The sequence below is a fragment of the Pseudomonas sp. NPDC088885 genome (assembly GCF_044750025.1).
GTDB lineage: Bacteria > Pseudomonadota > Gammaproteobacteria > Pseudomonadales > Pseudomonadaceae > Aquipseudomonas > Aquipseudomonas rustica.
The window spans coordinates 1-5619 of the sequence record NZ_JBIVJB010000161.1 but is presented as its reverse complement, the minus strand read 5'-3'; the positions used below and the strand labels follow the sequence as shown (position 1 = coordinate 5619).

The 5619-nt window shown below is 58.1% G+C and carries 6 protein-coding genes and 1 pseudogene; all 7 read right to left on the bottom strand.

The window, feature by feature from the left end; genetic code table 11:
- Nucleotides 1-1171, bottom strand: a 1171-nt coding sequence (rseP, locus tag ACIP1X_RS27520; protein ID WP_400755842.1) for an RIP metalloprotease RseP, incomplete at its 3' end; no start/stop codon positions are given.
- A gap of 54 nt (nucleotides 1172-1225) precedes the next feature.
- Nucleotides 1226-2416, bottom strand: a complete 1191-nt coding sequence (gene ispC, locus ACIP1X_RS27515) for a 1-deoxy-D-xylulose-5-phosphate reductoisomerase (RefSeq protein WP_212549603.1) — start codon at nucleotides 2414-2416, stop codon at nucleotides 1226-1228.
- Nucleotides 2413-3219: a phosphatidate cytidylyltransferase gene (locus ACIP1X_RS27510; protein ID WP_053117625.1), complete on the bottom strand. Its 807-nt coding sequence runs from the start codon at nucleotides 3217-3219 to the stop codon at nucleotides 2413-2415. Before ACIP1X_RS27510 ends, ispC begins: the two co-directional genes overlap by 4 nt.
- Nucleotides 3219-3974: a polyprenyl diphosphate synthase gene (gene uppS, locus ACIP1X_RS27505; protein ID WP_053117623.1), complete on the bottom strand. Its 756-nt coding sequence runs from the start codon at nucleotides 3972-3974 to the stop codon at nucleotides 3219-3221. Before uppS ends, ACIP1X_RS27510 begins: the two co-directional genes overlap by 1 nt.
- A gap of 14 nt (nucleotides 3975-3988) precedes the next feature.
- Nucleotides 3989-4546 (bottom strand): ribosome recycling factor, encoded by a 558-nt coding sequence (gene frr / locus ACIP1X_RS27500; protein ID WP_053117621.1) that lies wholly within the window; start codon nucleotides 4544-4546, stop codon nucleotides 3989-3991.
- On the bottom strand, nucleotides 4543-5286 hold the full coding sequence (gene pyrH / locus ACIP1X_RS27495; RefSeq protein WP_003222124.1) for a UMP kinase: 744 nt from the start codon (nucleotides 5284-5286) through the stop codon (nucleotides 4543-4545). The genes frr and pyrH overlap by 4 nt, the downstream gene beginning before the upstream one ends.
- Nucleotides 5287-5495: 209 nt before the next feature.
- Nucleotides 5496-5619: pseudogene (locus ACIP1X_RS27490) on the bottom strand (elongation factor Ts); the annotation flags it as partial.

The following is a 5619-nucleotide window of genomic DNA, read 5'->3' as shown; positions in this document are numbered from 1 at the left end:
CCAGGCTAATACTCAGATAAGCAAGGAAATTCAGGAAATCAGCGACACCCGACTGGGCAGAAGCGCCCGCCACTTTAGCAATGGTTATCGGTCCACTCAAGTTTTTTACCGAGAGCTCGCCGAACAGCATTTTCTTTAGCGAATCGAGGGTCAGAACGCTCATGGTCCAAGTGCGACGCGCGCCCTCGCCAATCGCGGCCAACGGCCCGTAACTGACCTCGCGGATCATTTCCGGCGGCCAGTCGATCGCTTTGACGCCGGCGCCCAGATAACCGCTTGGTGCCTTGCTTTCGCCGCGAGCAGCCAAAGTCACCGGGACGTCGATTTGAGCACCATCACGCTCGACACGCAGCATGATTTTGGTATCAGGACGCGTACGAACGGTATCAACCACTTGCTGCCAGTCGTTCAGCGCCACGCCGTCGAGCGAGACCAGACGGTCGCCGGTTTTCAGGCCAGCAGCTTGCGCCGGGCCTTTTGGATCGAGTTCTGCGAGCACCGGCGGCAAGGCCGGACGCCATGGACGAATACCCAACGAGCGAATCGGATCCGGCTCATCAGCCCCTTTCAGCCAATGATCCAGCGCCAGCTCCCGCGGCGAGTCAGCCGTAGAGCCCTGCTCGCGCACCAACAACTGCAGCGAACCGCTTTCGCCCAGTCGACGCACCAGCTGCAAATTTACCGCTGCCCAACCGGAAGTCGGCTCGCCATCAATCGCTATAATTTCCTGACCTGCCGTCAAACCGGCCTTGGCCGCGATACTGCCGGACTCGACACCACCGATGACCGGGCGTATTTGCTGACTGCCAAGCATCGCCAGCACCCAGAAAAACACCAGAGCCAGCAGGAAGTTGGCAATCGGGCCGGCAGCCACGATAGCAATACGCTGGCGTACAGATTTGCGATTGAACGACTGATCGAGCTGATCCAGCGGCACTTCGCCTTCACGCTCGTCGAGCATCTTGACGTAACCACCCAGCGGAATCGCGGCGATCACGAACTCGGTGCCTTTCTTGTCGTGCCAGCGCAGCAACGGCATACCAAAGCCTACGGAAAAACGCAGAACCTTGACGCCACAGCGACGCGCGACCCAGAAATGGCCGAATTCATGAAAAGTGACCAGCACACCCAAAGCGATCAGGGTGCCGGCAATCATATAGAGCGCGCTCATCTACTTTCTCCGCAATCCTGTTCAGTGCCGCGTAAAGCCATTGTGATGCAAAACTTATCGGTCGTGACGTTTCAACCATTGTTCAGCTAAAACTCGCGCCTTGGCGTCGGCGGTAAACACCGCATCGAGATCATCCAGCGCGACCACTGGCTCGAGATTCAAGACTTCTTCGATGATACTCGCGATTTCCAGGTAACGAACCCGCCCATCGAGAAACGCTGCCACGGCCACTTCATTAGCCGCGTTGAGCATCGCCGGCGCGCTGTCACCCGCCTCCGCCGCTTGACGCGCCAGACGCAGGCACGGAAAACGCTCTTCATCAGGCGCTTCGAAATCCAGGCGCGCGATGGCAAACAGATCGAGCGGTGCCACACCGGAATCAATACGTTCTGGCCAAGCCAACGCATTGGCAATCGGCGTGCGCATGTCGGGGTTACCCAACTGCGCCAGCACCGAGCCGTCGACGTAATCGACCAGCGAGTGAATCACGCTTTGCGGATGGATCACCACCTCGACCTGCGACGGCTTGGCATCGAACAACCAGCAGGCTTCGATCAGCTCAAGGCCTTTGTTCATCATGCTGGCCGAATCCACGGAAATCTTGCGACCCATGGACCAGTTCGGATGCGCACACGCCTGGTCAGGTGAAACATGCACCAGTTCAGCCATCGGTGTCTGTCGGAACGGGCCACCAGAGGCTGTCAGTAAAATCCTTCGCACGCCGACCGAGCTCAAACCACGAGCAAAATCCTGTGGCATGCACTGGAAAATCGCGTTGTGTTCGCTGTCGATTGGCAACAGCACCGAACCGCTTTTGCGCACGGCTTGCATGAACAAAGCACCGGACATCACCAGCGCTTCTTTATTAGCCAGGAGAATCTTTTTGCCAGCCTCGACGGCGGCCAATGTAGGACGCAGCCCCGCTGCACCCACAATCGCCGCCATCACCGCATCGACTTCCGGCGCGGAGGCGACCTGACACAGGCCTTCCTCCCCCACCAATACCCGCGTTGGCAAACCCGCGGCACGCAGATCATCCTGCAAACCACGGGCAGCGGCGACTTCAGGCACCACGGCAAATTGCGGCACGTGACGCACACACAAGGCCAGCAGTTCGCTCAGACGAGTGAAACCGCTCAGGGCGAATACTTGATAACGCTCAGGGTGACGCGCGATGACATCCAGAGTGCTCAGGCCAATCGAACCGGTCGCCCCCAGAACGGTAATCTGTTGGGCTCGGCTCACGGTGCGGCCATCCACAACAGCACGGCAAACACTGGAATCGCGGCGGTCAGGCTGTCGATGCGGTCAAGCACACCGCCATGCCCGGGCAGCAGATTGCTACTGTCCTTGATGCCGGATTGACGCTTGAACATGCTTTCGGTGAGGTCGCCGACCACCGAGATAAAGACGATCAGCGCAGCGCCGATCAAGCCCTTGAGCAGTTCGGCCACTGTCCAGTCGCGCACCAGACCAACGATGGCGGTGATGACCAGACTCAATGCCAGACCACCGTAAACGCCTTCCCAGCTTTTGCCCGGGCTGACCTGTGGGGCCAGTTTGCGTTTGCCGAAAGCGCGGCCGGAGAAGTAGGCGCCGATATCAGCGCCCCACACCAACACCATCACCGCCATGATCAGCCAGTTACCCAGCGGGTACTGTTTGATCTGCACCAGACCTTGCCAGGCCGGCAACAAAATCAGCAGACCGATCACCAGCTTGGTCGCCGCACTGGACCAATGAGCACTGGAGGCAGGGTAAGTAAGCACCAGATAAGTCGCCACTGCCCACCACAACACCGATGCACCGAGCACCCACGGCGCAAGGCCGGGCAGGATGTACATGATGAAGAGCATGAACGCGACCACGGCGGCAAAACCCACACGGAACGCTTGCCCGGTGAAACCCGCCAGACGCGCCCATTCCCAGGCGCCCAAAGTCACGACCAGACCGATGAACAAGGCAAACCCGGAACCTTCGAGCAGGAAAAACCCGCACAAGGCAATCGGCAGCAGGATCAGTGCAGTGATGATTCGTTGTTTAAGCATTAAACCCGGGCTCCAGCTTCGACCTGTTCGCTCGTTTTACCGAAGCGACGTTGGCGCGAAGCGAAATCGGCCAGCGCAGTGCGCATGGCATCGTGTTTGAAGTCCGGCCAGAACAGGTCGGAGAAGTACAACTCGGCGTAAGCCAGTTGCCACAGCAGGAAGTTACTGATGCGGTGCTCACCACCGGTGCGGATGCACAAGTCCGGCAACGGCAGATCGCCGGTGACCAGACAGGTTTGCAACAGATCCGGAGTGATGTCTTCCGGACGCAAATGCCCGGCCTGAACTTCGCGTGCCAGGCGCTGTGCAGCCTGCGCGATATCCCACTGGCCGCCATAGTTGGCGGCGATCTGCAGAACAAAACGGTTGGCACCGGCAGTCATTGCTTCGGCTTCGCGCATCGCCGCCTGAAGTTCAGGGTGGAAGCGCGTGCGATCGCCAATGATGCGCAGGCAGATGTTGTTGTCGTTGAGGCGCTTGGCCTCACGACGCAATGCCTTGAAGAACAGATCCATCAAGGCGCTGACTTCATCGGCCGGGCGCTGCCAGTTTTCACTGGAGAAGGCGAACAAGGTCAATACTTCGACCTTGGCCTCAGCGCACACCTCGATGACGGCTCGCACAGCATCCACGCCCGCTTTATGCCCGGCGACACCCGGCATAAAGCGTTTTTTAGCCCAGCGGTTGTTACCATCCATGATGATCGCGACATGGCGCGGCACCGCGGACGGCGCAGTCTGCTTGGTCTTGTCCATTAAAAGCTCGACCCTTATACGGCCATCAGGTCTTTTTCTTTCTCTTCCGTGGCCTTGGTGATCATGGCTTCGGAATCCTTGGTCAGCTTGTCGATATCGGCGATTGCACGACGCTCTTCGTCTTCGCTGATTTCTTTATCCTTGACCAGCTTCTTCAGCTCGCCCAACGCGTCACGACGGATGTTGCGCACGGCAACACGAGCGTCTTCAGCAGCACTGCGCGCCTGCTTGGTGAAGCCCTTACGGGTTTCTTCAGTCAGGGCAGGCATGGAGATCAGCAACAACTCGCCGAGGTTGGTCGGGTTGAGGTTCAGGCCAGCGCTCTGGATTGCCTTGTCGACGGCGGCGAGCATGTTGCGCTCGAAGGCCACGACTTGCAGGGTGCGCGAATCTTTAACAGTGATGTTGGCAACCTGGGTGATGGAAGTGTCTGCGCCGTAGTACGGCACCATCACGCTGCCCAGAATGCTTGGGTGAGCCTTACCGGTACGGATCTGGCCAAAGGCGTGAGCCAGAGAGTCCAGGGATTTTTGCATGCGCTCTTGAGCGTCTTTTTTGATTTCGTTGATCATTGTTGACCTTCCTCGATCAGGGTGCCTTCAGCGCCGCCATGGACGATGTTCAGCAGGGCACCAGGTTTGTTCATGTTGAATACGCGCAGCGGCATCTTGTGATCGCGGCACAGGCAGATAGCGGTCAGATCCATTACGCCCAGCTTGCGATCCAGTACTTCATCATAAGTCAGATGATCGAACTTCTCGGCATGCGGGTCTTTGAACGGGTCTGCGGTGTAAACACCATCGACCTTGGTCGCTTTCAGCACGACGTCGGCATCGATTTCGATGGCACGCAGGCAGGCTGCCGAATCCGTGGTGAAGAACGGGTTGCCGGTACCGGCTGCGAAAATCACGACGTCCTTGGAGTTCAGGTGACGCATGGCTTTGCGGCGATCATAGTGATCGGTTACGCCAACCATGGAAATCGCCGACATCACGATGGCCGAGATATTGGCACGTTCCAGCGCATCGCGCATGGCCAGGGCGTTCATCACAGTGGCCAGCATGCCCATGTGGTCGCCTGTGACCCGATCCATACCGGCTTTGCTCAGGGCTTCGCCACGGAACAGGTTACCGCCACCGATCACCAGACCGACCTGAACACCGATGCCGACCAGTTGGCCGACTTCCAGCGCCATGCGATCGAGTACTTTCGGATCGATCCCGAACTCTTCCGAGCCCATCAGGGCCTCGCCGCTAAGCTTGAGTAGAATGCGTTTATAGCGAGCCTGATAACCACTGCCCTGCTGAGCCATTGCGAATCTCTCCTGCGGCGTATTAAAAAATTCTGTGCGAGCTGTTTACAGCTGGCGTTCACTCTAGCTTGGCGCTGCTTCAGCGCCATCGGAACATGGCTTTGTAAGTCAGTTCCAAGTGGAAACCAATAAAAAATTGGCTACCCCATCTGAAAAGAGGCTGCGCGCGTAAGCGGGCAGCCTCTTTCGGGCGACAGTTGAAAACTGTCTTATTGCTTGGCGGCAGCCAGCTGGGCAGCAACTTCTTCAGCGAAGTTGTCGACCGGCTTCTCGATGCCTTCGCCTACTTTGAAGTAATTGTAGGAAACGATTTCATCGCCGGCTTTCTTGGCC